Raw genomic sequence first — 25,603 nt, 5'->3', positions numbered from 1 at the left:
TCACACTGTGAAGCTCTTTAAATCAAAACATTAGGAAATTAGTGGCGCTTTCTTAGTAAACCAACGCCTGCCAACATTAGCAGCCAGTGCCAACCAAATGAGCCACCACCGCCGGACTTAGCGACTTGGGTGCCATTGGATTTCGATATCATAATCTTGTCGGTATACCTAAGGTTGCCAAACTTAATTTGGTCTTGGCCCATAGAAATACTGGCATTTTTTGCATAGGCGATCTTAATACTGTTATTCGTTTCTCGAACTAACGCTAGCGGAATAGATTCGGACTTAGAACCCGAAGCCTTATAGTATAAATAGCCATTGATATAAACATACATGACATCTGCGTCTTGCTCTGATGAAACACTAACATCTAACGTTACAGTACCTTTAGGAATCCCATGAATACTGACTTGAGCTGTTTCACTGTTACTTAAATCTGGTGATACAATCTTACTTCCATCTACTTCCCACGCTTCAGTGCTCAATACCCCACTGTTAGGGATATCGATAAGATCCAATGCGGGCTGATTCAATTGACGCGCTCCTATCACTTTGACATTACTCGTCACAGTTTCAGAACCGGCTAGGTTAGTGCTCACCTGAACACCAAATGAATTATCGCCCATAGTTTGAATGTCTTTTGTTACCTCAATTTGGCAGGTCTCACCGATGGCAACGTTACTACAAGTATTGTTAGTGATTACTGAATCAAATAGCGGTGTAAAATTAGAAACAGTAACGACCTGATCACTGTAGTTGCTGAATTCAAAGGTGTGGGTAACCTCCCCTGGAGTACGCATACCTAGATACTCATTTGCACGATAACTAAAGCCTCTCGTTCTATCAGCGATCCAAGATTCAAAGTGGCTTATGTTGGTATAGACCCCATAGGCATCTGCTTGAGCACATCCAACACCCCAACTCACAATCCCAAGTTGTTCATAGGAGTTGTTCGTCTTAACAACAATTGGGCCACCGCTGTCACCTTGACAAGAGTCTTTGCCTCCTTGTGGCAAGCCTGCACAAAAGGCATCATCACCAATATCGCTGTAACCACTATCTTTGCCACCTGCGTTTTTACAAACAGATTGGTTAACAAGTGGAACATCTACTTGATACAGCTTGCTAGATGACGAGTAACCGCCTGATGCATTTTGGTTTCCCCACCCCATCACAGTTAACGACTGACCATCTGGTAGACGATTGCGCTCGTAACGATCAACAAGTGCTATAGTATTTTCTTGCGGTACTTTGGTTAGCTCCAATACAGCAATATCATTGCTAACGCCTTTATCAGCGTAGTTTTGATGCATATAAATATTTTTAACGGCATAGCGATGGTCTTCAACGTCACTTGCCGCTAAATCAGATACACCAATTACAACATCAAGATCTTCAGCACTGATCGTTTCAACACAGTGTGCAGCCGTTAATACATAGCGCTTGCCAATAAAGCTCGCACCACAAAATTGGCCATTGTAAGCATCAACATTTTTTGAGACCAATGCAGTCATGAATGGCCAACTATCCGTAGCAGCCTGCTCACCATTAATGATTCGAGAAGAAACGTCAGCGAACGTTGACGTCGAAGACAAACATGCCAATCCAATAACAGCGGACAGCAACTTAGCCTGTTTCATATTTTTACCTAACCTTTATTACTTTTCGATAATGGTCGCAGGCTAATTTATAAATAAACCATATGGTATCGAAGTTTATTATATTTGTGATATGCAACGAAATATGAGAGCCATTCTCATTTACAAGACAAGTCTACTTAAATCCAACGGCGAACTTTCTGTTTGTAATCAACGTATTCGGCACCAAACAGCGATTCCAATGCTCGTTCTTCAGGAAAGATTTGAAAGCGGTTCATGTAAATAACGAACAAGAAGCTAAGGGATACGCTGAGCAGGTTTTGCAGGTAATATCCGAAGCAAAATATCAAGATGAAAAGCGCAAGGTACATTGGATTTCGGCTGTACCCAAAGATGCCCGAGTCAACAACCAGTGAAGCATTGTCGACTTTGATTGGGTTGACTGTGGTTTTGCGTTTTTTGAACTCCCAGACGGCAGAAACGCCAATAATGCCGCTAACCAAAATACCTAATGCTGATATGACTTGCGAGTAAGGGAAAGAAAACGAAGCGAATGTCAGGCTGTTAGCGAGCCAGTATGACAACAGTAAGATCACAACAAACAGCGCGAGCGGTGGGATTTTTAATTCCAAGAACTTCATAGCCTTCCTTATGCGATATTGAAGATATTAAAAAGCCCAGTGACTTACTGGGCTTCATTATTTATATCAATTTTTCAAGCGCTTGCAGTGGGTGAGCAAGTTTCTCACCTTCAAAACGCTTAACCTGACTTCTACAAGAATACCCTGTTGCTAGGCATCGATCTTTAGGAAGATCTTGAATTTGTGGCTTCCAACTCAGTCCATAGATATCTTTCGACATCTGCAACTTATCGACTTCATGACCAAAGGTGCCGGCCATACCACAACACCCAACAGGCACCGTAGTTAACCCGGCACCAAAGTGAGCAAATATTGCACCCCACTCTTTCTCTGCGTTTGGCATTTTGGTCTTTTCAGTACAGTGAGCGAACAGATACCACATCTCTTGGTTAGATTCACGAGCAGTAAACTCCTCAAGACGTGGCAGCATCCACTCATGTACCGTGAGTACATCAAAATCACCACGCTTATCACCTAACACTTCTAAGTACTCATCTCGGTAACAGAGAACCAAAGCAGGATCGACACCCACCAGCGGGATACCGATATCAGCGATAAGTGATAGGAAATCTGCAGTCGATTTAGCGTTCTTAGCAAACTTACTTAGGAAGCCCTTAATATGCTGAGCCTTACCATTCGGTTTGAATGGTAGAACGACTGGTGTTTTCCCAAGCTTGATAAGTAGGGAAACAAAGTCTTCAACTACTTCTGCATCGTAGTAACTGGTAAATGGGTCTTGAACAATCAGAACGTGTTGTTGTTTTTGTTCATTCGACAAACCTTCCAAATACTGCAAGTCGAACGCCTTGAGCTGCTTCTCAGCCAGTCGCTTATCGAGCGTAGGCACTGACATGAGAGGCGCATCAACATAACCCACGGTCTTTGCTGTCGCGCTTTGCACCCACTTTTGAGACAGAGCGGCATTGACAACTTTTGGCGCTTTGGCCATTAACGGCAACATAGTTTCAATGTTTGCCACCAAGTAGTCTTTGGCTGGGCGTTGGTAACGAGAGTAGTAAATGTTTAAGAAACGAGAACGGAAGCTCGGAACGTCAACTTTAATCGGACACTGGCTCGCACACGCTTTACAGGCAAGACAGCCATTCATCGCTTCGTGCACTTCATGAGAGAAGTCGTATTCATGACGCTTGTTCAGAGAGTTACGAACACGCTCAATCATCGTTTTCACAGGTGTTGAATCGTTAAGAGCTTGCTGCTCCAAATCTAGAATATCGACACCTTGTTCAGTTAACTGGCGTAACCACTCACGCACTAAGCCCGCTCGACCCTTCGGAGAATGGCGACGGTCCGCCGTCACCTTCATTGATGGACACATCGGTGAGCTTGTGTCGTAATTAAAGCATAAGCCGTTACCGTTACATTCCATCGCTTGCTTGAAGCTATCACGGACTTGTACGTCAATCTGACGGTCGTAGTAACCGCGCTTAGTGTCGGTAACTTTAACCAGCTCTGCGTCACTATCCAGCGGGGTACAGATCTTGCCTGGGTTCATCTTGTTATGTGGGTCAAATGCCGCCTTAACTCGACGAAGCTCTGTGAACAGCTCCTGACCAAAGAAATCAGGTCCGTACTCAGAGCGGAAGCCCTTGCCGTGCTCCCCCCACATCAGGCCGCCATATTTGGCAACCAGCTTAACAACCTCGTCAGAAACTTCGTGCATTAAAGCTTCTTGCTGCGGATCGCAAAGATCCAGCGCTGGACGCACGTGTAGAACACCCGCATCAACGTGACCAAACATGCCATAGTTGAGAGATTTAGCATCAAGCAATTCGCGGAACTCAGCAATAAAGTCAGCCAAGTTTTCAGGCGGCACACAAGTATCTTCAGCGAACGCGACCGGCTTAGCGCGCCCTTTTGCTGCGCCAAGTAGGCCTACAGCTTTTTTACGCATGTTATAGATACGACCGATACTCGCTAAATCGCTGCACACCTGAAATCCGATGATGCCGGCTTCTTCCGCTTCAAGCATTTGACTCAAGCGTTCGGTTAAGGCGCTGACTTGCGCTTCTACTTCAGCTTCATCTTGACCTGCAAACTCAACCATATTAATGCCGAGCATCTCTTTATTCGGCACATCGGTCAGCAAGTCACTTACTGTGTGCCAGACAATATCTTGCTTAGCGAGATTCAATACACGTGAGTCAACGGTTTCGACAGATAGAGCATTCGCTTCCACCATAAACGGTGCATTACGCAATGCAGAGTCAAACGAATTGTACTTCACGTTGACCAGTGTTCGTGCTTTTGGAATAGGAGTCAGATTTAGCTTAGCTTCCGTAATAAAAGCCAATGACCCTTCAGCACCACACAGCACGCGAGTGATATCAAAACGATCGTTTTCTTCATTCAACGCGTTCTTTAGGTCGTAACCAGTAAGAAAACGGTTCAATGGTGGGAATTTTACTAGGATTTGTTGGCGCTTTTCACGACAAACAGATTCCGTTACCTCTAACGCTTCATGTGCGAACTCGCCAACGTTAGGTAACCCATTTGAAAGATCAGATTCCAGAACAGAACCGTCGGCAAACACCGCTTCCAGTGACAATACGTGGTCGGAAGTTTTGCCGTACTTCAATGAACCTTGACCTGAAGCATCCGTATTAATCATGCCGCCTAGGGTGGCGCGGTTACTGGTTGAAAGGTCTGGAGAGAAGAAATAGCCATAAGGGCGAACTGCATCGTTTAGCTGATCTTTAACGATACCGGCTTGAACACGAACCCAACCCTCCTTCTCATTTATCTCAATCACTTGATTCATGTAACGGGAGAGGTCAACAACCACACCTTTCGTCAAAGATTGACCATTAGTACCAGTGCCGCCACCACGAGGGGAAAAGGTTACCCTTTCATACGTGGATTTCGCGCTGATTTTTCCGACTAATGAAACATCGTGAGTGGTTTTAGGGAGTACCACCGCCTGTGGCAGCTGTTGATAAACACTGTTATCGGTCGCGACGGCTAAACGGCTTGAATAATGAGATTCGATGTCACCAGTAAAACCGGCCGCTTTTAACTCTTCTAAAAAGCGAACAACAACTGGATCGACATCAGCATTGAGTTGAAGTCTTGGTAACATTTGCTTCCTGCCCCTACTTCGCTGATCCTATCAGCAATGGGTTAAATTAGAATTTTAATAATTTTCTTTGAATTTCGTCACTTTACTACTAATAAGTTCATATAAAAAGGTGATCAAATAAGAATCTCAATGCAAGAATGCAATAATAGTCACTTTTCTATTCTTTCAGTAGTAACATACTGGATATCATTTTGTTAAAGATACCCATGAGCACAATATAATGAGAAAAAATAAAACAGTCACAACGGAAGACATTCTTCTAAAACTATGCCAATCGGTATCGAGTGTACTGACTTCTGCAACAGCTTCTTCTGTTCAATACTCAGCGATGGTCCAAAAGATCAGTAAGACCAGCCTTAAGCCAGATTTTGGTTGTTTTGTTCTATTCGACGGCGGTTTTTCTGGCCTAGTTGTTATCAACTTCACTTCAAAAGCGGCTCTAGAGATCTACACCAACTACATGCGCAACATGGGCATGCCAGAAGATGAGCTTGCTGTACTGCACACCTCTGATGAAGTGGGCGATGTTTTGGGTGAACTAATGAACCAACTGGTTGGCGATTTCACCAACAAAGTACGCAAAGAGCTGCAAACCAATATTACTCAGAACCAACCTAAAATGCTGGCGCTGAACAAACAAGTTAACCTGTCTGTCGACACCAACCTAGATCGCCCACAAGCGCGCCGTGTTACATTCTCTACTGAAAAGAACAACATTTTCTACCTAGAGCTGGCGATGGACAAAACTGAGTTTATTCAGCTTGAGGAATTTGAAATTTCTGAAGACGAATGCCCAGACAGCATCTTAGAAGCAACTCAAAAGAAAATGAACGATGAAAAATCAGACAACAAACCGTCTGACAACGACGCAGCCGCAGACCTACTTGACGAGCTAGGCATCTAAGCGAAATGTCATTTTCATACACTAAACACCATCATACATTTGATGGTGTTTTTCGTTTCTATCCCCCAAATCCATACTTCCCCTTCCAATTACTGACACGAGTTTTACTTTCTGTTACTCGCTAAAACGGGTAAAATGTCGGACTTTTAAAAAAATGTGGTAATGATTAAGTCAGTCGATGGATAAGAAAAGAGCCCTCAAAAAAATTGCCAAGTGCCTAGAGCTTGGAAACTCAGCCAACGTTAACGAAGCCGCTAACGCAATCAAAATGGCGCATAACTTGATGCTCAAATACGGCCTCGAGAAGGACGATATTGAATTCATCAAGATGGGGAAAACTCAATCAACACATCTGCTTCCGGCTAACATTAGCTCGACTCTTTTGCGTGTCATCCGTGGTATCAATACTAAATTTGGAGTAGAAGCCGTTCTACTTAACCACAAAGGTCTTAAACGCGCTGAATTCATCGGTGAAGCGGATCGTGCAATTTTCGCAGCTTTCGCCTTCGACATCATCTATCGTGAAATGAATGAGCATACTGGCCAATTCCGTAACAGTTTCGCAGGTTCTGGAACCAGTTCGACGGAAGTGACGCGCCGAGTAAACTCATTTGTTTCTGGCTGGGTTGAGGGTGCGCTTGAAAAACTACCTACGATCACACCCGATGACGAGTCAAATAACAAAATTAACAACTATATTGATAAAGAGTTTAAAAACATCGACCGCGAAACTTTTAAGCAGCAACTGAAAGAAGCAATGAAGAATCTCACTGCTGATTATGAAGTAGGCTTAAAGAAAGGTCGTAAGCTGTCTGTAAACCGCCCTGTAGCGGGTGCTCAGGCAGCAAAACGGATTACCAAATCCTAATACCGGCTTTACTTAACAGTAAATCGCTGATAAATATTTCCTTCGACGGATATACAGAACAATATGTTTGTCATACACATCGACTGTTATGACTGAAGTACAACATGGAGACAACACGTTGAAAAAAATCACATTAGCACTTGCGCTGACTATCGCTCTAACTGGCTGTCAGGCGACTCAGCGTCAAAACGCAACAACGGGTGAAACTGAAACAAACTCTGCGACACAAGGTGCACTTATTGGTGCTATCGCTGGTGCCGTAGCGGGCGCTGCAACGGGTGATGACTCTAAAGATCGTCGTAAGCGTGCACTGATTGGTGCAGCAGGTGGCGCGGCTGTCGGTGGTGGTATTGGCTACTACTTCGACCAGCAAGAAGCAGCTTTACGTCAAGAACTACTGAATTCAGGTGTTCAAGTAGAGCGTGTTGGCGAAAACCAACTGCTACTTCGCCTAGAGAACGGCATCGGTTTTGAATCTGGCTCTTACGCTCTTGAGTCAAGTATTCACAACACATTGCGTGGCGTTGCGCGTATCCTAGTTGAATACCCAGACACAAGCCTAGTGATCGATGGCCACACTGATAGCACAGGTAGCGAGTCTACTAACCAAATCCTATCTGAGCGTCGTGCTGAATCTGTACGTGCATTCTTGATCTCTCAAGATGTTGCTGCAGGCCGTGCAATTGCTCGTGGTAACGGTGAACGCTACCCAATCTGTGACAACGGTACATCTCAAGGTCGAGCATGTAACCGCCGCGTAGAGATTCAAATTCTACCGCTGAAATAATCTCGATTAAGCCCAGCCAAATCGCTGGGCTTTTTTATAGGAACAACCGAGAAAGATGGATGTATGTTGCATAAGCTCCCTTTAATCCCCCTACTTTTTTGTCTTTTTAGCCCCCAGTCATTTGCAGAGATTACACAGCAAGAGCTTATTCAGCTTCAAGAGAAAGCCAACCTAGGCAATTCAGAAGACGAATTTCGTTTAGCGGATAGCTACTTGGCTGAATCTAGCATCAGAAACGAAGAGGAAGCCTTCTATTGGTTTTCGCGTGCCGCAGAGCAAGGTCACCAACAAGCTCAACTGCAAACCGCTGATATGCTAGTCAAGGGACAAGGTACTCAAAAGGACATCAATGCAGCTGCACTTTGGTATACGCAACTGGCTATAGAAGGTAATTCTCACGCCGCATACAAGTTGGGAGAGCTCTACGAGCTAGAAACAGGGTCATTTGATGCACTTGACCAAGCAGAACTTTGGTACCGCTTAGCCAGCTCCCAGCTGCCTCAAGCACAACAGGCTTATGAGCGAGTTCTGCAAGCACAATTTAATAAGCGCCGCTCCGAGCAAGTCTCATCATTTAAGGCGCTTGATGAACAATATAGTGAGCAAACGACAACTCAAGCACCCGCTTCGTCTATCGTAACCACTACACTACCCTCACAAGCCACGCTTCAATCCGATCAAGAAAACAAAGTTTCTCAGAACATAATCATCGGCTTGGCGATTGTTATCATGCTACTGATTGGCTTCTCTGGCTTTCTAATCGCAAAGCTTCGTAAAGGTACTCAAACCAAGACTGAAGATATCAGCCGAGAACAGATCAAACTTAAAGATATCCAACTATCACAACAAAAACACCAAATCGCGACACTCTATAAGGAGTTGAAGAAGCGCCAAAACAGCAAGAGTAACCATAACCTACAATTGGCGTGTGCTGTATTTGGGTATAAAAGCTCGGCCATCCCTGAACAAAAACAGATCAAAATTCGTTATAAGCAACTGTCTAAAATCTATCACCCCGATGGCCAAGGAAGTGATGAAGAGATGAAAAGACTGAATGCTGCCCTGAAAACAATTTTACAAAATGTTACCAAAACGTAACAAATAAAATCTAGCAGGAACGACTTAGTGCACGGAAACCCATTTTTATTGGTGTCGCAAACGATCTCCCTCTCAAAAACAGGTAACAAACAATTAACTTTTTAGTCCTACTTGTGTCATAATCCACGCCGAAAATACACCTGACGATACAGGTGAGGAGAGAATATGTTCACAATTGAAGGCGTATGTGATTGGTGTAAAAAGCCAAGCCTAGTAAAAAAACATGACTACCTTGATGGTAAGTCTCATTGTTCATGTGAAGAATGCAATGACATTGCAACCATGGACGTTCGCCAGTTCAATATCGGCGAAATGGAAATGAGAGCAAAACTCTCCGAGGCAACAAGAAGATAATAGTTACCTCAACACGGAAGTAAAAAAGCGCCAATCGAGGCGCTTTTTTGATCGCCACGAATAACGCCTACCTAACCACTTTTTATTCGACAAGCGATTAGCAATAATCTCCTTTCCCCTTCAAAACACCCGTTACTTAGAATCCCCGGTCTATCTAAACCCACTTTCTCCCCTATACAGTACTTTTAGAAAACCACTGTATAAACCTGTATAGAAACAGTGCTGTAGATCTCAAACCTTCCTAATCATGAGAAATTTTGCGATTTCATTCAAATTTAAAAACACAAACAAAAACAATATCTTAACTGTAAGTATCAATTAAAATCAGGTTTTCTGTACATAATTCCCCCAAAAAATTGCTTGATCTTATGCACCACAAAAACTACTGTATACACATACAGCATGTATATAAGGACAGCAAAATGATTCCAGCTCACGTAAAAGCACAACACTCTAGCCCGCTAGTTCAATGCGCATTTTCTGCGGCATCGCATCTGCCGCAAAGCTCTAATCAATCTCGCCATCAAGCCGACTTGCTAGCGCGTATGGCTTTGCTGTCCAATCAAGAGCAATGGTTGCTATTCACAGCACAAACCCCTCGCCCTTCGGCAAAAGAACTCTCTCAGTTCAATATTTGTTGTGAGCGCATCATTCATATGAAGCCTTCTCGTCAAATGAGCGAAATGGAGACGGTAGAGAAAGCGATTCGCTCTCGAAACGCCAGTGCAATTGTCGCGAGTAACCAGATCGATGCATTTGGTCAACAGTACTTACGTGAGCTCGCTATTCAATATCAATGTGAAGTCTTCTTTGTTGAGTCCAGCACTACTCATCACATTCACTAATCGAACACTGCCTACCCCGCTCTTTTCTGTCGAAACCAACGACAGCATTGAGCGGGGTTTTATTTTTTGTAAAGAACGAGTAAGCGCAAAGAATATAGCGGATAGAAAAGAAACAGCGGATTAAAAAGAAATAGGCAAACGTTTGCTTTTTCTCTGGAAGCAGAATTTAGATTGGGTATAATGCCCACCTAATCGAGTGTGTTATGCACTTCTCTGTATGACGTTTGATAAAAGATAGGAATGTCTAAATGAGCCTCGCTGATCAAGTTCTAGCCGTAAATGATGATCTACCCATCCGTACTGATAAACCTGTCCATAGTGGCAAAGTTCGCTCAGTTTACTGGTTAACCGAAGAAGATAGTCAAAGACTAATTAAAGAGAAAGGCTACGATGTCGCACCTGATGCGCCGTTAGCAATCATGGTTATTAGTGACCGTATCTCTGCGTTTGACTGTATTTGGCATGGCAAAGGCGGCTTAAAAGGTGTTCCTGGTAAAGGCGCTGCACTCAACGCTATCTCTAACCACTGGTTTAAGCTGTTTAAAGATAACGGTCTGGCTGACAGTCACATTCTAGATATCCCTCACCCATTCGTTTGGATTGTACAAAAAGCACGTCCTGTGATGATTGAAGCGATTTGTCGCCAATACATTACTGGTTCAATGTGGCGTGCATACGCAAATGGTGAACGCGAGTTCTGTGGCATCGAAATGCCAGAAGGACTAGAGAAAGACAAGAAGCTTCCAGAGCTACTGATAACACCATCGACTAAGGGTATTCTTAAGGGCATTCCTGGCGTACCAGAAGCAGATGATGTCAACATCACTCGTCAGAACATCGAGCAGAACTTCGCAGCATTTAACTTCACAAAAGAGAGCGATATTGCTCACTACGAAAAGCTACTAAAAGAAGGCTTTGGCGTGATTAGTGAAGCATTGAACAAGGTTGATCAAACCTTCGTTGATACCAAGTTTGAGTTTGGTTACGTCAACGATGCTCAAGGTAATGAAAAACTCATCTACATGGATGAAGTTGGCACGCCAGATTCATCACGTATTTGGGATACCGAAGAGTACAACAAAGGCAACATCGTCGAGAACTCCAAAGAAGGCTTCCGCCAGTTCTTGCTGAACCACTTCCCAGATGCTGACATTCTACTTAACAAAGAGCGCATGCCTGAACGTGAAGCGTTAGCTCGTGATAACGAACTGCCGCTTGATGCGTTAATGTCACTGTCTCGTACCTACCTTGATATTGCTGAAAAGATTACAGGTAGCAAAATTGAGTTGAGCGATAATCCTAAGCAAGAGATCGTTGACATCTTACGTGCTAAGTACGACCTAATCGACTAACACTCCTTTTTATCAATAAGGTCTGTTACTCAAAGGGCCGCTTATCACTTTATTAATCAGTAAATCGATTAACGAAGTTGATAAGCGGCCCTTTGTTGTTATTCAACTTGGCGTCGAGATAATACTCACTTTGGTTGGTACAACGCCTCGCTATCTATAACTTTATTGTGAACTCTTCCGCTGAGCTTCCCGTGATCACCAAGTGGCTTCGTGATTCGATATACTCGATCTGTTCATCCTCCAACGAGTACGGCATGACTACTTTTAGTTCATTAATGCCTTCCAACTTTGCCAACTTCAGTAATGTCACGATGTTCGACTCATCACTCTTTCGCGTAGAGAGCGACTTGAGTGCTTTTTCCCATAAACGATCTTCCGGAGTCGCCAGATCTTTGATGCTATCTTTCCAAACCGTACCGAACACAGGGGCAAATGTGGTGAGTGCTTCTAGAAAAGTCCATTTTTTGTCGCATGACGCGCCAAGAAAGTTTGTGTAATCAAATTCTACACAGGTTTCTTTTTGTTTATCCATGATGTCCCCCGACACATTGGCAACACAATATACTTTTAATATCTACTAACTCTTTCTTTATAGCAATAGGATATAGAAGAATGGTCTTTTATGACCTTTTGATTGGTTAAAAAGGCATATAAAAATCAATTTTGTAACAAAAGACGCACTGAAAACTCATATATGCGTCTATTTGATTAATATTTTACAAATTGAAGTAATTCGTCTTATTTTACGTCCAAAACTCGGCTCGCTTTCTTGTACTGGATACGCCAACCTGACCAAACGGGCAGCTCCCAGCGCTTGGGCGGAGTTTTGCGTCCACCGCTTGAATAATGAACATACACTAGCTTTCTCTGAGGAAGATATTCGACATCGAGCTGGAGGTTGGCCAATAGTAAATGAAATGGGTATTTTTCTGCAAACTCCGCGTACTCCCAATATGGAATACCATCAAATGGGATATCTTCTGCATCAAACATCTCTAACTCATCCACTTGACTCACGCCCAACTCTTCTAGCTGCGCTGCAAACCAATCGACAAAGTTGAGCGCTTCGATTTCTCGTGAGTACTCGTGACTTTCACTCAGCCCCATTCGCACATACAGTTGCCAATGCTTGATCTCTTGAGTTCTCTGTCTCGCAAATCCTTCCAAATATTGGTCATTAAGAACCATATCAATGACAGGTTTAAGTGAAAGCTGACCTTGAGCCTCAATCAATTTGGTATCAATCACGCGGCCTGCGTAAATCAATGACATGGTTGTGAATACCTGACCAGCGTTATCTGATGATCCTTCTACAACGGTTTCTCCTTGTTGCCACTCGCCCAACTCTTGTTCGACAAGCAACTGAATTGGAATCGGAGCCACCGTCGTGGCTAACGTCAACGTCTGTTTTACGCCTCGCCCGGGTAAACTATAGGTATCAAGGACGAGCAGAGCTTCACTGCTGTCTGGAACTCGATTTTCTCTACCTAACATGACTTCGAGCTCCCCATTGGCAAATGCCTCTCGCCGCTTAGTTCTACGAACAAATGCAAGCTCTGGGTGCAGGCGTAAAATCTCTTTGAGTAAATCGACCCTATTATATCGAGACGCGACTTCCAGTTGAGGTAACTCAAACAGCACGCGCATCTGCTCAGCTAAACCTTGAGCTTCTAACAATGCTTGCTTATCGATTACAAGATGAGGGTATTCTTTACCACGGACGACACCGATTAATAGCGTAAGATCGCAGCCCTCTTTATCTTCTTTGAACAGAGCATCTAACTGTTCTGGGTTATTCGGTAGCTGATAAAGCCGAGCAGGCACGGAGAGTGCTGCGGTAAGATCAATCATCGCTTCTTTAAGCGCTTTGGCCTTAATTCGGGTCACGATATCTGCATGCAAGGCATCGATAGGTAACGGATACATGCGTTTACCATGTTCTGTCGCCTTCCCTTCACTATCTATCGCTTCCATCAAAAGCAAAGTCTGCTTAGCTTTTAACAGTGACTTTTCCGGTAACTCATCTAATAGGTCTAAATCTTCAAACCTCATCTGACAGCAAGCCGCCGCTAACATCGGCTCAATCAACTCTTCACGTTGCATCTCAGGTGGCGTCACGAGCTCAAGTGCAGCATGCTCACCGAATAGACGAACACACTTACCGTCCATAACGCGCCCCGCACGCCCTGCTCGCTGTTTCGCACTGGCTTGTGATATAGCCTTCAATGTCAGAGTCGTTCTACCATTACGCTGAACCGTTCTTCGCTCCAAACCAGAATCAATCACTACTGCAATGTTCGGAATAGTCAAGGAGGTCTCGGCCACGTTGGTTGCCAGAATCACTTTGGTTTTTCGCTGTGGTGTATCTAGCGGGATATCCGACAATGCGCGATTACGTTCGCCATCTGAAACCGATGCATAAAGCGGGCATACGTCAATCCCGTCTATGGCGTTCAGTGTCTGAGCAGTTTGTAGAATCTCTTTTTTACCCGGCAGGAAAACAAGAATATCGCCACTGCACGCTTCTAACTGTAGCTTCACTTCATCAGCAACGCGTCGCTCTATATTACGACTATCTGGTAAATGACGAGAGTCTGACGCTCGATGCTCAATAGCGACATGGTAGTTTCGACCTTCACAAGTGATGCGCTTTGCATTGAGATAGTGCGCAAGCTTCGCACCTTCGATTGTCGCCGACGTTACGACTAGTCGATGTTGGCTACGCGCTTTTAAGATCGCAACCAACAAATCAATATCCCAGCGACGCTCATGAAATTCATCAACCACTACAATATCGAACGTCTTCAACCCATCTTCTACTAACCAGCGCAACGCAACACCCGGGGTAACAAATGTCACCTGAGTCGATTCGTTGTACTTAGCTTCGAGCTTAATTGCATAACCCACCTCTTCTCCAAGTGGCTTACCTGATGACGTCGCTAAGAACTCAGCCAGCGAAGTACACGCAATACGTCTTGGCTCTATCACTAATACTCGACCATGTTTTGCTGCCCAAACCGGTAAACGCGTCGACTTACCAGAGCCGGTTTCGGCTTCTACAACGAGGTGGCTTGATGGGAGGAGTTCATGAAGTGCATGTTGATAAGAATCGATGGGTAGTAGAGACATAAAAGGTGTCAATAGATGAAAAATGTGAGCTAAGTATACCTAAATCTTGGCTCGATATTCGAGAAGTGTGGCAAAGCAGTGAGATCGTCATTTTGTTTGGTTATATAGGGGATAAACAGTTTACAATTGAATAACTAAACCGTTATCATTTTTTCCGTTTTTCTTTCTCCCATATTAGGCTTCCAATGAACAACGACAAACGTCCTCTGTACATCCCATATTCAGGCCCTGCGCTACTAAGTACTCCTCTTCTAAATAAAGGCAGTGCATTCACCGCTGAAGAGCGTTCTTCTTTTAACTTAGAAGGCCTTCTGCCTGAAAATACAGAAACGATTCAAGAGCAAGTTGGTCGTGCTTACAAGCAGTACTGCAACTTCGAAAGCGACATGGATAAGCACATTTACCTGCGCAACATCCAAGATACTAACGAAACACTCTTCTATCGTTTAGTTCAGAATCATATCTCTGAAATGATGCCAATCATCTACACACCAACAGTAGGTGCGGCATGTGAAAACTTTTCTAACATCTACCGTCGTGGTCGTGGTCTGTTTATCTCTTACCCGAACCGCGATCGTATCGATGACCTACTGAACAATGCGACTAACCACAATGTAAAAGTAATCGTGGTAACGGACGGTGAGCGTATTCTTGGTTTGGGAGACCAAGGTATCGGTGGTATGGGTATTCCAATTGGTAAGCTTTCTCTATACACAGCATGTGGCGGCATCAGCCCAGCTTACATGCTACCTATCGTTCTTGATGTTGGTACCAACAACCCGCAACGTCTAGCAGACCCAATGTACATGGGTTGGCGTCATCCTCGTATTACAGGTGCGGATTACGACGCATTTGTTGAAGAGTTCATTCAAGCCGTTCAACGTCGTTGGCCAGATGCATTAGTTCAATTTGAGGATTTCGCTCAGAAGAACGCAATGCCACTACTTGAGCGCTACAAAAACCGCATCTGTTGTTTCAACGATGATATTCAAGGTACAGCTGCAGTAACCGTTGGTTCACTATTGGCGGCATGTAAAGCTGCGGGCAGCAAACTATCTGAGCAACGCGTGACATTCTTAGGTGCAGGCTCTGCAGGCTGTGGTATCGCAGAAGCGATCATCGCTCAAATGGTGTCTGAAGGCATCAGCGACGAGCAAGCTCGCTCACAAGTTTACATGGTTGACCGTTGGGGTCTGCTACAAGAAGGCATGCCAAACCTACTGGACTTCCAACAACGTCTAGTTCAAACCAATAAGAACACTGAAGGTTGGGAAACAGAAGGTACTGGTTTCTCACTATTGGATGTTGTACGTAACGCGAAACCTACAGTACTTGTGGGTGTTTCGGGCGCGCCGGGTCTGTTCAGTAAAGAAGTTATCCAAGAGATGAACCTTCACTGTGAACGCCCAATCGTGTTCCCTCTATCTAACCCAACAAGCCGTGTTGAAGCGACGCCAAACGACATCATTCGTTGGACAGAAGGCCAAGCACTTGTTGCAACAGGTAGTCCGTTCGAGCCAGTGACTCACAAAGGCACAACTTACCCAATCGCACAATGTAACAACAGCTACATCTTCCCGGGTATCGGTCTTGGTGTTCTAGCGGTTAACGCTTCTCGTATTACCGACGAAATGTTGATGGAATCAAGCCGTGCCCTAGCGACTTGTTCTCCACTAGCAATCAATGGCTCTGGTGCTCTTCTACCACCATTGGAAGAGATCCACACTGTATCTAAGAAGATTGCTTTTGCCGTTGGTAAGAAAGCGATCGAGCAAGGTGTTGCGCTAGAAATTACAGAAGAAGCGCTACAACAAGCTATCGACCAGCACTTCTGGCAGCCAGTGTACCGCCGCTATAAGCGTACTGCTTTCTAAGCCAGATTAACGACTGTCTCTAAAGCCTCTGCCTAGCAGGGGCTTTTTTTTCATTTCGACATCAGTTAATCGTTCATTTTTATAAGATATTTTTGTTACTATCGACAATTCGTTAATGATGCTCAGGCGCAAGGACCCTACCTCGAGTGAAATTCAGTTCTTCAAATTTGACCGCTCTTTTTAAGAAGGCGAGCAAAAAAATCCACACCATCCTGTTCTCCCTGTTCATCATTGTATTGATTGGGGCGGCATCGGTTATTGGTATTGATTACTGGGTTTCTTGGCAAGCTAAAGGGCGCATCATTACGCAGATTGACGACGTTCCACAACGTGAAGTGGCGGTTGTTTTAGGAACCAGTAAGTACCTAGGTCGTACTCTGAATGAATACTATAAACACCGAATCGATGCCGCTATCGAACTGTATAATCAAGGCACCATAAATCAGTTTCTACTGAGTGGTGATAACGCACATCGCTCTTATAACGAGCCTTGGACCATGAAACGTGACCTTCTTAAAGCCGGTGTACCTGAAGAGCGTATCAATCTCGATTACGCGGGTTTCCGAACACTCGACTCCATCGTTCGCGCCAAAAAGATTTTTGATACGGATAACTTCTTAATCATCACTCAAAAGTTTCACTGTGAGCGGGCGTTATTTATCGCGAGCTCTTACGATATCCACGCGCAGTGTTTAGCGGTTTCAGGCCCAACTAAACACTCAGGTTTCTCTATTCGATTACGTGAAGTTTTTGCACGAACCAAGGCATTTTTAGACCTCTACATCATAGGTACCGCACCTAAATTCTTGGGCCCTAAAGAACCGATTCAACCTAGCGCAACCCCTGAAAACAGTAATCCACAACCCGATGTGTAGAAATCTACACATTTTCGATTTGTCGCCTCACACTTTGCTACACCAAGAACAAAACACACCAACACTCCTTTATTAACTTGAGTAACATTCTGTCAACAAAGTCTGACCCTACATCAAGTCAAACACCTCAAACACAATAAGCGCCACATAAAAAAATAGGCGCACCTAATAACTGAGGTGAAACAAAAGGAGCGCCATATGACGGCACTTGTTACTACACTGAAACACTGGTTGTTCACCCGCAACAGCATGATCCTAATCGGGAATTTCTTGTTGTTTGCGACCTTGATTAATACCCTACCCTTCGAATCGCAGGTCAACACTGGTCTAAGTATTTTGATCTTTGTTGCCGTACTTTGGCTTACAGAGGCGATTCACGTCAGCATCACGGCACTGCTTGTTCCGTTGCTCGCTGTTGTATTTGGTGTCTTTAATACCCCTGCGGCACTGGCAAACTTCTCCAACCCAATTATCTTTCTTTTTCTAGGTGGGTTTGCATTAGCAGCGGCATTAAACAAGCAAGAGCTCGACAAAGCGATCGCCGATAAAGTACTTCTTATCGCTAAGGGTAAAATGTCGGTTGCGATCTTCATGCTATTCGGTGTGAGTGCAGGTCTATCAATGTGGATTTCAAACACCGCAACGACAGCAATGATGCTACCTCTGGTTTTGGGTGTTATGAACAAAGTCGACCAACGTGAAGACCGCAATACTTATGTATTCGTTCTACTTGGTATCGCTTACTGTGCGTCAATCGGTGGTATCGCAACGCTAGTAGGTAGCCCACCAAACGCAATCGCAGCGGCAGAAGTTGGCTTAAGCTTTACAGAGTGGATGGCGCTAGGTCTTCCTATCTCTTTGATTCTTCTACCTATTGCGATGGTTATTCTATACGCGATGACTAAACCACAGCTGAACCACACTTTTGAGCTAGACCATAAGCCAGTTGAGTGGACAAACAGCAAAAAAATCACTCTATCGATCTTCTTACTAACGGTTACTTTGTGGATTTTCGGCAAACCAATCAACGCAATGATCGGTGGTTTCTCGAAGTTCGATAGCCTGGTTGCTATTGGCGCTATCGTCCTGCTTGGTGCATCTCGCGCAGTAGAGTGGAAAGACGTTGAGAAAACAACTGACTGGGGCGTATTGATCCTATTTGGTGGCGGTATCTGTCTAAGTAACATTCTTAAAGCGACGGGCACCAGTGTTTTCCTAGCTCACTCTCTAAGTGGTTTCCTAGAGCAGGCTGGCGTGCTTCTGACTATCTTAGCGGTTGTTGCTTTCGTGGTATTCCTAACAGAATTCGCAAGTAACACCGCAAGTGCAGCGCTGCTGGTTCCTGTATTCGCAACGATTGCTGAAGCACTAGGTATGTCACCAGTTATCTTGTCTGCACTGATTGCTGTAGCAGCGTCGTGTGCCTTCATGCTTCCTGTTGCGACACCACCAAACGCTATTGTATTTGGCTCTGGCCACATCAAGCAGAAAGAGATGATGCGTATCGGTATGGTGCTTAACATTGTATGTATTATGGCACTAACACTATTCGCGTGGATCTTCTGGTAATCAACACTCCTTGCTCCACAAAAACGGGTTGTGATTCCCCCTAACAACCCGTTTCAATAATCAAGAGTGTAATCATAGCCTGGCACCTACTAACAACAACACAGGCATACTTTCCCTTTGGTGGCCTCACGCGCCACCTTTTTTTCTTAAAGCTCTCTTTCGATACAGAAACGTAGACCTTCGAACTCTAATCTACTATTGACTCACCACCACTTGGTTTCTGCCTGAATGCTTCGCCTGATAGAGCGCTTCGTCTGCTCTAGCGATGGTTTCTGTCATCCGTTCCTGCTTCATTTGAGCAACACCAATACTGCAGGTTAGAGGATCGCCATGAATCCATAGATGCTGACTCACGATGTTTCGGATTTTCTCCGCCTTGGCTTGTGCTTCCACAATGGACGTTTCTGGGCAAAAAACAATGAACTCTTCCCCTCCCCATCGCACCAACTTGTCGGTTGAGCTAATTAGACTCCCCACCACCATAGAAAACTCGCGCAGTATGTGGTCACCCATTTGATGGCCGTACTGATCGTTCACCGACTTGAAGTGGTCAATATCGAAATAGAGCATACTAAACACACCATAGCCCTGCTTTACGTCTTGAGATTGCGCTTTAAGCCAATCACGGACAGCGTGACGATTCAGTGTTCCAGTTAGCTCATCACGATTGGCAAGCTCTGAAAATTCAAAATTCTGTTCACGAAGAGATTTATTGACGTTCTTTAGGTGTGCATGACGCTTTTCTGCAATCACCATTCGCTTGCGCGAGTTATGTAACTCCGATATTAAGAAAACAGTCCCTGTTCCTACCCAAACAAACAGCAAGATAAGAAACAAACTTTCCGCACTGAAGTAAGAGCCTTCGAATTCGATGCTCTTAATAACAATCTGATGTTTACCAAGTTTCGCGCCTGAGCCAGTGGCGAATTCAACAAAGTTCACGTTTGAGTATTCAGGAGCAGAGTGTTCCATGGCAATATCATTATCTGCAAGCCACCATGTCATCACTTGTAAGTTTGCGATTGGGATTTCAATAACACCACCGTCAACACCTGGCTGGAACTCCATTCCATTGTATTTAAAGGAGTATTCATCATCTGGCGTTGAATAAGCAGGGTTATAATTGCGTAAGTAAGTTCTCAATCGACCACTAGACTCTTCACTGGTGTGGTAGTCGATATTGACTCGAAAAGTATGATATTGAGACAGGTCGATCCCGATAGTTGGATCAGAGTTGATTTTGATAGACAGCCCGCAATAAGGCCAAGGGTATTCAGACTTTATTAATTCACAATCCAAAACATAATGGCCGTCTTTGAAACTCAAAACCGAAGTACTGACGCCATTATCGACCTTATCGCTGGTTGCGATAAATTCAAACTTATTTGGGGTAATTTCCGTGATGACCCGATTGCCGCTCACTTGATATAGCTGAACAATTGCCAAAGTCGCCACAACCAAAAATATGACAACCTTATGTATCCATTTCACTGATTATGTTTCCAATCTTACGCGCACAATCGGCGTTTTGTACAAACAAGACTCTGCGAACTATGCCAAACGCTCATACCTCGCTTTCCATCGTTATAGCACGGCTTTTCAAAATGTCATACTATAATTTAGAGAGTGCTCAATAAAAGTTCGAACGCCTTATCAATCATCAATATTACGTACTTAGAGTATCTGTATTTGGTATACTGACTAAATAATCAATGCGGCAAAGGCTACGGCTAGATCGCAAAATATAATCAAAAACGCACGAGTAATGTCATGTCTTTATTAGCGAAAGGAACACTCAAAAAGATGAGTGCTTCTCTTGATGGTACGGTTACGTATCATCTACCGGTCGGCGAAGAGTTTGTAGAACTTAACCCTTTGATTGGCAAAACCATTAACCTCACGCACACAGGCAACATCTTCTGCTGCTCTTGCGGTAAGAAAACCAAGAAAAGCTACTCACAAGGCCACTGCTTTGTATGTATGAAGAAGCTAGCAAGCTGCGATATGTGCATCATGAAACCAGAAACTTGTCACTACGATCAAGGCACCTGTCGTGAGCCTCAATGGGGCGAAGAGAACTGCATGGTTGATCACTTCGTGTACCTATCAAATACCTCAAGCCTTAAAGTGGGTATTACTCGTCATACTCAGATCCCAACACGTTGGATTGATCAAGGTGCCACTCAAGGCTTGCCTATCTTAAAAGTGAAGACTCGTCAGATCTCAGGTCTGATTGAAGTTGAACTGGCAAAGCACATCGCAGATAAAACCAACTGGCGTACCCTATTAAAAGGCGATGGTGATGACATCGAATTGGTTGAGCGCGCGAAAGAGTTGCTGCCTCTTGTGGAAGACAAGATTCAGGAAATCAAAGCTCAATTTGGTGATGACGCAATTGAAGTTCTTAATGAAAACATCACGCCACTTAGCTACCCAGTTGAGCAACATCCTGTGAAGATAACGTCACATAACTTCGATAAGAATCCAGAAGTAGCGGGTGTACTGCAAGGCATTAAAGGCCAATACCTTATCCTTGATACGGGTGTAATCAACATTCGCAAATTTGGCTCTTACGAAGTAGAAGTGTCTGCTGAGTAATGCTTCAATTTAGATAAAAATAACGGCGCTATATTGCGCCGTTATTTTTAAGAGCTCAGCCTACTTAGAGCCTCTCTTTGACAGTGCTTTTAAGGTTCTGCATGAACGTTTTAAAATGCGGCATGAAATCCAAAAACAGAGGATGCTTGCGGTCTTTCATCATCACAGGGCCAAGCAAACGAAGAGCTACCGCCACTTTCGTTGCCATTTCAGGTTCAAGCCCACTGCCCTTTTTCAAACTGTCGACAACGTTGAATAGGTCTTCACGATCTTGGTAATCAAACTCTAGTGTTCTTGCTTGTTCGACACCGACTTCTTCAATTGTGATGCGGTACTGTTTATCTTTGCGAATTGTAGGAATCATTTTATGGCCTCTAATGCATTTAAGTTGGTCGTTAATAACGTTAGGAAATGACGATGATTTGGGTTAGCTCTTTAGGAACTTCTCCACCTTCGGCTTAATCGTCATCGACACCGTTATCATGAGCACTAACGCCACAGGCAATGCTCCTAGTACTCCATTCATCCATGCTTCTATAAAGTCAGTGCGATTGCTCAACCCCACATTGTGATACGCACTTGTTAGCGCCATCCCCGATTCCATTACTAGCGCCATAATGATGCCAACAAGCGCGTCTCTCGCTTTTGCTGCCATATTAGGAAGTAGCTTTTGTGCGCCTTTGGTTAACAGCGCCATCAAGGTGAAACCCATTGGGATCACTGTAACTAGTGCGGTAAAAAAGTTAGTTGCCCAATCGGCAAAGAAAGTCTCCGTAAAACCTAGGTTAAGGTACGTCATTGTTCCGGTGATCGTGCCACCCATTAGGCTAACCATGCCCAACATAACCAAGACTTTTTGGATAAGCGGCGTTTTCTGTGGCTTGATTACTGATTCATTCATCACAGCTTGTACAGTCATTCTCTTCTCCAGTCTTGAATTAGCTTTGAATTAAGTTGATAATGTCAACTATAGTTTAATTTGATTGATAATGTCAACTAGTTTGACTAAGGCGTTTTTATGTCTGAAGGTAAATCACTGGATAGCCTGTTTAAATTGGTACATGCCGTAAAAAGAAATGTGCATGAAAAGATAGAGGCGTTGGATCTCGATATTGCACCTATGCACGTGCGTGTATTAAAGATCATCACCAAGAAGCCGCAGTGTACTGCTGTTGATATCGCGAACTTTTTGGACCGAGATAAGGCGCAAGTGACTCGCTTGCTCAGTGCCCTAATTAAACAAGAATTGATCGTTAAAGAGCCCAACCCCGAAGACAAACGCAGTCAATGTTTGGCTATCACCGAGCGCGGTAAAGCCATTGTTGATCAGCTAAGTGAGGTTGATAGCGAGATGTTTGAGAAGATGAAGATAGGCATTGATAGTGTTGAGCTCGCAACCTTTGAGCGAGTGGCTAAAAAGATGGCTCAAAATCTCAATTCGAAAGGATGAAAAACAAAGAGCGCACTATTTCGAGTGCGCTCTTTTCGTTTGATTGTGAGTCCGGATTAGTCTTTACGAAGAATGCCTTCCAACACATTGAACAGTAAGTCGATCTCTTCAATTGAGTTGTAGTGCATACAACCAATGCGAACCACACCTGTCTCTTCTATGCCTAGCTGTTTCACTAAGCCAAGCGCGTAAAAATGACCATTCCAAACACAAATATTGTGCTCGCCTAGCGCTTTAGCTATCGATTCTGGTGAGTGTTCATCAAACGTGATGGCAAACGTCGGCGTACGCAAGTTCGAGTCATGGGTTGTTTTACCGTAAAGTCGAACACCGCTTAGCTCGTTCAACCTTTGCAAGAAATACTCACTCAGCTGACTCTCATGGCGATTGTACAGCTTGTAACTCTGCTCTAAACGCGTTCTTAGATCGTCTGCCGGATCGCCGCACTGCGCAAGGTAATCAACCGCTGCAATCACACCCGCTAAGCCTTCAAAACTCTGAGTACCGGTTTCAAAACGACCAGGGCCAACATTCGTTGCAGGCTCAACTTTGTAAGGCTTCAACGTATGTAACCACTGAGGTGCAACATAAGCGATACCAACATGAGGCCCGAAGAACTTGTATGCGGAACACGCTAGGAAATCACAATTCAGCTTCTGCACATCAATCAAGTGATGAGGTGCGTAATGAACGGCATCAACGTAAACCTGCGCACCTTTGCTGTGTGCCAGCTCTACGACTTTCTCTACATCAACAATCGAGCCTGTGGTATTGGAAGCGAAAGTGACGGCGACCAATCGCGTCTTATCACTCAATAGAGACTCTAAATGCGCCATGTCTAGGCTGCAGTCTTCCTCATCTACACGAACTTGATGTACTACAACACCTTTGTCTTCCGCCGCTTGCTGCCAACTTGATACGTTAGAGTAGTGATCGAGTGCAGTAACAATGATTTCATCGCCCTCGTTCCAATCGCGGCTAATTGCTCGGCTTAATTGGAACGTCAACGAAGTCATGTTGGCACCAAAAACGATGTTGCCAGAAGATTCTGCATTCAGTAATGCTTGAACCGACTCTCTCGCCTGCTGCATTAACCCTGTCGTTTTCTGGCTCGAAAAGTAGTGTCCACCTAGATTTGAATTAAAATGGCCAAGGTACTCAGTCATTGAGGCTAGGACATTTTCAGGGACTTGCGAACCACCAGGCCCATCAAAAAAAGTAACAGGCTTGCCATTATGATATTGGCTTAATGCGCTAAATTGCTGGCGAACTTCATTAAGAGTGAAGGACATTACGCTCATCCTTTGCTGTTAGTACGAATACATCCATATGACCCACTTCATCGTGGTCAATCGTGCGAATCGGTTGAGCATTGTGCCAAAGCTTACTGTCTGCGAGCATCGCCACTTCGCCATCTTCAAGTACTTTTCTAAAGAATGGTGCTTCGTGAGAATCTTGGTAAAGCATAATCTCACCACCAACAATGTTGTGACGGTTCATACCGATCAGTGCGATGTGGTCAAAACCATCTTGGTGTACACCTTCAGGGGCTACTTGCGTCTCTTCGTAAATTGCCGAGATACGAATTTGGTGAATTTCGATCTCTTGACCGTCTTTCAAACCGTTTGTCTCGATGAAGAGTTCACACATCTCTTTCATGCCTTCACTCTTTAGAATGTTAGCTTCAACAGGTTCAAATTCGCGTACTACGTCGCCTTGAAAGTGATTAATGTCTTCTGATTGAACAAAGTTGTGCTTGTCCTGTTCCACAACCTGACCACCGCAAAAACGAATTACCGAGTATCTTCTTAAACGAAACTTACCATCTGCATGTTCTGTGCTTGGTAGCTTTTCAAACGAAGGTGACAACTCTTCAACGGCATGGTTGCTGAGGTGGGTAATATGTAGGGTGTTTTCGTGAGCATGTAACATCATCGACTCCTTAATGAATGTCCACTTTACTTATTTTATTTAACCTTTTGTTTACATAAATGATACGTGAAGATCTGGTTAAATCAACTTTAAACAACCATTTATTCTGCTGTAGAGATAAATTTAAAACTTAATGCCAACTTGAATTCAAAAACCAGTGATTAAAACCAGTTCAAAAGTTGGGCACCTTTAAAATTCAGCACACTTCACTGGCTAGTTTTATTCACTATTTTTAATTAAAAAGGCAATGTTTAATTTGGCACGCTATTCTCTAATTTTCTGCGCAGCTTTGTGTTTTGAAAGGAATGAATGAGGAATTAAGAGGAGTCGAATTGAACAAACATGATAATGATTGCCAACAAAAACGGTTACAGACTGAAATGCGACACACCTAATGAACCCGCAACTATTGACCATTTACACAGTGGTCGCACATTGGTTAATTTATCAACTGAAAAGTATCCAAACGCCTTTGCTTGCGCGTCTGGAACAGGTCGAGTTCGGGGGGAACTCGGCCGCCCCAGTTTCATTTGCTTTCTTTTGAGGTTCGGAGGGGATCACTTTCCAATCTCGTTAGTAATGAGCGGAACTTCTACGTAAATAGCACGGTTTCACAAGCGCCGAGAGTCACT

General features: G+C 44.1%; 22 protein-coding genes. 12 read left to right on the top strand and 10 right to left on the bottom strand.

Translation table 11 applies throughout. The annotated features are described in order from the left end of the window. Positions 1 to 38 precede the first annotated feature (38 nt). The 3 genes from L1D60_RS08775 to L1D60_RS08765 form a co-directional block, all read right to left on the bottom strand. Positions 39 to 1,640, bottom strand: a complete 1,602-nt coding sequence (locus L1D60_RS08775) for a trypsin-like serine protease (protein ID WP_239840739.1) — start codon at positions 1,638 to 1,640, stop codon at positions 39 to 41. 137 nt (positions 1,641 to 1,777) lie between these two features. Continuing rightward, positions 1,778 to 2,239, bottom strand: a complete 462-nt coding sequence (locus L1D60_RS08770) for an isoprenylcysteine carboxylmethyltransferase family protein (RefSeq protein WP_239840738.1) — start codon at positions 2,237 to 2,239, stop codon at positions 1,778 to 1,780. A gap of 61 nt (positions 2,240 to 2,300) precedes the next feature. Then, positions 2,301 to 5,336, bottom strand: coding sequence for an FAD-binding and (Fe-S)-binding domain-containing protein (locus L1D60_RS08765; protein ID WP_239840737.1), 3,036 nt, complete (start codon positions 5,334 to 5,336; stop codon positions 2,301 to 2,303). A 220-nt stretch (positions 5,337 to 5,556) separates the two neighbouring features. On the opposite strand from L1D60_RS08765, the gene L1D60_RS08760 reads away from it, so the two are divergent. From L1D60_RS08760 to L1D60_RS08730, 7 genes are all read left to right on the top strand, one after another. Next, positions 5,557 to 6,240 carry a DUF3334 family protein gene (locus L1D60_RS08760; RefSeq protein WP_239840736.1) on the top strand — a complete coding sequence of 228 codons (684 nt, stop codon included), beginning with the start codon at positions 5,557 to 5,559 and terminating at the stop codon, positions 6,238 to 6,240. Positions 6,241 to 6,418: 178 nt separating this feature from the next. Then, positions 6,419 to 7,108, top strand: a complete 690-nt coding sequence (locus L1D60_RS08755; RefSeq protein ID WP_032549226.1) for a DUF2786 domain-containing protein — start codon at positions 6,419 to 6,421, stop codon at positions 7,106 to 7,108. Between the two features lie 118 nt (positions 7,109 to 7,226). Further along, positions 7,227 to 7,895 carry an OmpA family protein gene (locus L1D60_RS08750; RefSeq protein ID WP_239840735.1) on the top strand — a complete coding sequence of 223 codons (669 nt, stop codon included), beginning with the start codon at positions 7,227 to 7,229 and terminating at the stop codon, positions 7,893 to 7,895. Between the two features lie 63 nt (positions 7,896 to 7,958). Next, complete coding sequence (locus tag L1D60_RS08745) at positions 7,959 to 8,993, top strand: hypothetical protein (RefSeq protein ID WP_239840734.1); 1,035 nt, start codon at positions 7,959 to 7,961, stop codon at positions 8,991 to 8,993. A gap of 165 nt (positions 8,994 to 9,158) precedes the next feature. Continuing rightward, positions 9,159 to 9,347 (top strand): hypothetical protein, encoded by a 189-nt coding sequence (locus tag L1D60_RS08740; protein WP_032549228.1) that lies wholly within the window; start codon positions 9,159 to 9,161, stop codon positions 9,345 to 9,347. A 422-nt stretch (positions 9,348 to 9,769) separates the two neighbouring features. Next, a complete protein-coding gene (locus L1D60_RS08735; RefSeq protein WP_239840733.1) occupies positions 9,770 to 10,192 on the top strand; it encodes a SulA-like leucine-rich domain-containing protein in 423 nt (140 codons plus the stop codon). Positions 10,193 to 10,440: 248 nt separating this feature from the next. After that, a complete protein-coding gene (locus L1D60_RS08730) occupies positions 10,441 to 11,544 on the top strand; it encodes a phosphoribosylaminoimidazolesuccinocarboxamide synthase (protein ID WP_239840732.1) in 1,104 nt (367 codons plus the stop codon). A 154-nt stretch (positions 11,545 to 11,698) separates the two neighbouring features. Here L1D60_RS08730 and L1D60_RS08725 read toward each other — a convergent pair whose 3' ends face one another. Together L1D60_RS08725 and L1D60_RS08720 are read right to left on the bottom strand one after the other, a co-directional pair. Then, positions 11,699 to 12,076 (bottom strand): transporter, encoded by a 378-nt coding sequence (locus tag L1D60_RS08725; protein WP_239840731.1) that lies wholly within the window; start codon positions 12,074 to 12,076, stop codon positions 11,699 to 11,701. Between the two features lie 206 nt (positions 12,077 to 12,282). Beyond that, positions 12,283 to 14,673, bottom strand: a complete 2,391-nt coding sequence (locus L1D60_RS08720) for a helicase-related protein (protein ID WP_239840730.1) — start codon at positions 14,671 to 14,673, stop codon at positions 12,283 to 12,285. Between the two features lie 185 nt (positions 14,674 to 14,858). On the opposite strand from L1D60_RS08720, the gene L1D60_RS08715 reads away from it, so the two are divergent. From L1D60_RS08715 to L1D60_RS08705, 3 genes are all read left to right on the top strand, one after another. Continuing rightward, positions 14,859 to 16,547 (top strand): NAD-dependent malic enzyme, encoded by a 1,689-nt coding sequence (locus L1D60_RS08715; protein WP_239840729.1) that lies wholly within the window; start codon positions 14,859 to 14,861, stop codon positions 16,545 to 16,547. A 146-nt stretch (positions 16,548 to 16,693) separates the two neighbouring features. Then, positions 16,694 to 17,422, top strand: coding sequence for an ElyC/SanA/YdcF family protein (locus L1D60_RS08710; RefSeq protein ID WP_239840728.1), 729 nt, complete (start codon positions 16,694 to 16,696; stop codon positions 17,420 to 17,422). A gap of 198 nt (positions 17,423 to 17,620) precedes the next feature. Further along, positions 17,621 to 18,991, top strand: coding sequence for a DASS family sodium-coupled anion symporter (locus tag L1D60_RS08705; protein ID WP_239840727.1), 1,371 nt, complete (start codon positions 17,621 to 17,623; stop codon positions 18,989 to 18,991). 195 nt (positions 18,992 to 19,186) lie between these two features. Here L1D60_RS08705 and L1D60_RS08700 read toward each other — a convergent pair whose 3' ends face one another. Continuing rightward, a complete protein-coding gene (locus L1D60_RS08700) occupies positions 19,187 to 20,482 on the bottom strand; it encodes a GGDEF domain-containing protein (RefSeq protein WP_239840726.1) in 1,296 nt (431 codons plus the stop codon). A gap of 279 nt (positions 20,483 to 20,761) precedes the next feature. Here L1D60_RS08700 and L1D60_RS08695 point away from each other — a divergent pair, with 279 nt between their 5' ends. After that, entirely contained in the window at positions 20,762 to 21,589 is an 828-nt protein-coding gene (locus L1D60_RS08695; RefSeq protein WP_239840725.1) for a DUF2797 domain-containing protein, read from the top strand. Between the two features lie 64 nt (positions 21,590 to 21,653). On the opposite strand, the gene L1D60_RS08690 is transcribed toward L1D60_RS08695, so the two are convergent. Beyond that, a complete protein-coding gene (locus L1D60_RS08690; protein WP_239840724.1) occupies positions 21,654 to 21,953 on the bottom strand; it encodes a DUF3861 domain-containing protein in 300 nt (99 codons plus the stop codon). Between the two features lie 63 nt (positions 21,954 to 22,016). Then, on the bottom strand, positions 22,017 to 22,508 hold the full coding sequence (locus tag L1D60_RS08685; protein ID WP_239840723.1) for a DUF2798 domain-containing protein: 492 nt from the start codon (positions 22,506 to 22,508) through the stop codon (positions 22,017 to 22,019). A 99-nt stretch (positions 22,509 to 22,607) separates the two neighbouring features. Between L1D60_RS08685 and L1D60_RS08680 the strand changes: the two genes are divergently transcribed. Beyond that, positions 22,608 to 23,039 (top strand): MarR family transcriptional regulator, encoded by a 432-nt coding sequence (locus L1D60_RS08680; protein WP_239840722.1) that lies wholly within the window; start codon positions 22,608 to 22,610, stop codon positions 23,037 to 23,039. Positions 23,040 to 23,095: 56 nt separating this feature from the next. On the opposite strand, the gene L1D60_RS08675 is transcribed toward L1D60_RS08680, so the two are convergent. Together L1D60_RS08675 and L1D60_RS08670 are read right to left on the bottom strand one after the other, a co-directional pair. Further along, positions 23,096 to 24,331 (bottom strand): cysteine desulfurase-like protein, encoded by a 1,236-nt coding sequence (locus tag L1D60_RS08675; RefSeq protein ID WP_239840721.1) that lies wholly within the window; start codon positions 24,329 to 24,331, stop codon positions 23,096 to 23,098. Then, positions 24,315 to 24,971, bottom strand: coding sequence for a 2OG-Fe dioxygenase family protein (locus tag L1D60_RS08670; protein WP_239840720.1), 657 nt, complete (start codon positions 24,969 to 24,971; stop codon positions 24,315 to 24,317). The genes L1D60_RS08675 and L1D60_RS08670 overlap by 17 nt, the downstream gene beginning before the upstream one ends. Positions 24,972 to 25,603 lie beyond the last annotated feature (632 nt).

Source organism: Vibrio sp. Isolate30 (assembly GCF_022397975.1).
GTDB lineage: Bacteria > Pseudomonadota > Gammaproteobacteria > Enterobacterales > Vibrionaceae > Vibrio > Vibrio fortis.
The sequence above is the reverse complement of the archived record's forward strand: the minus strand, read 5'-3'. Positions and strand labels throughout refer to the sequence as shown.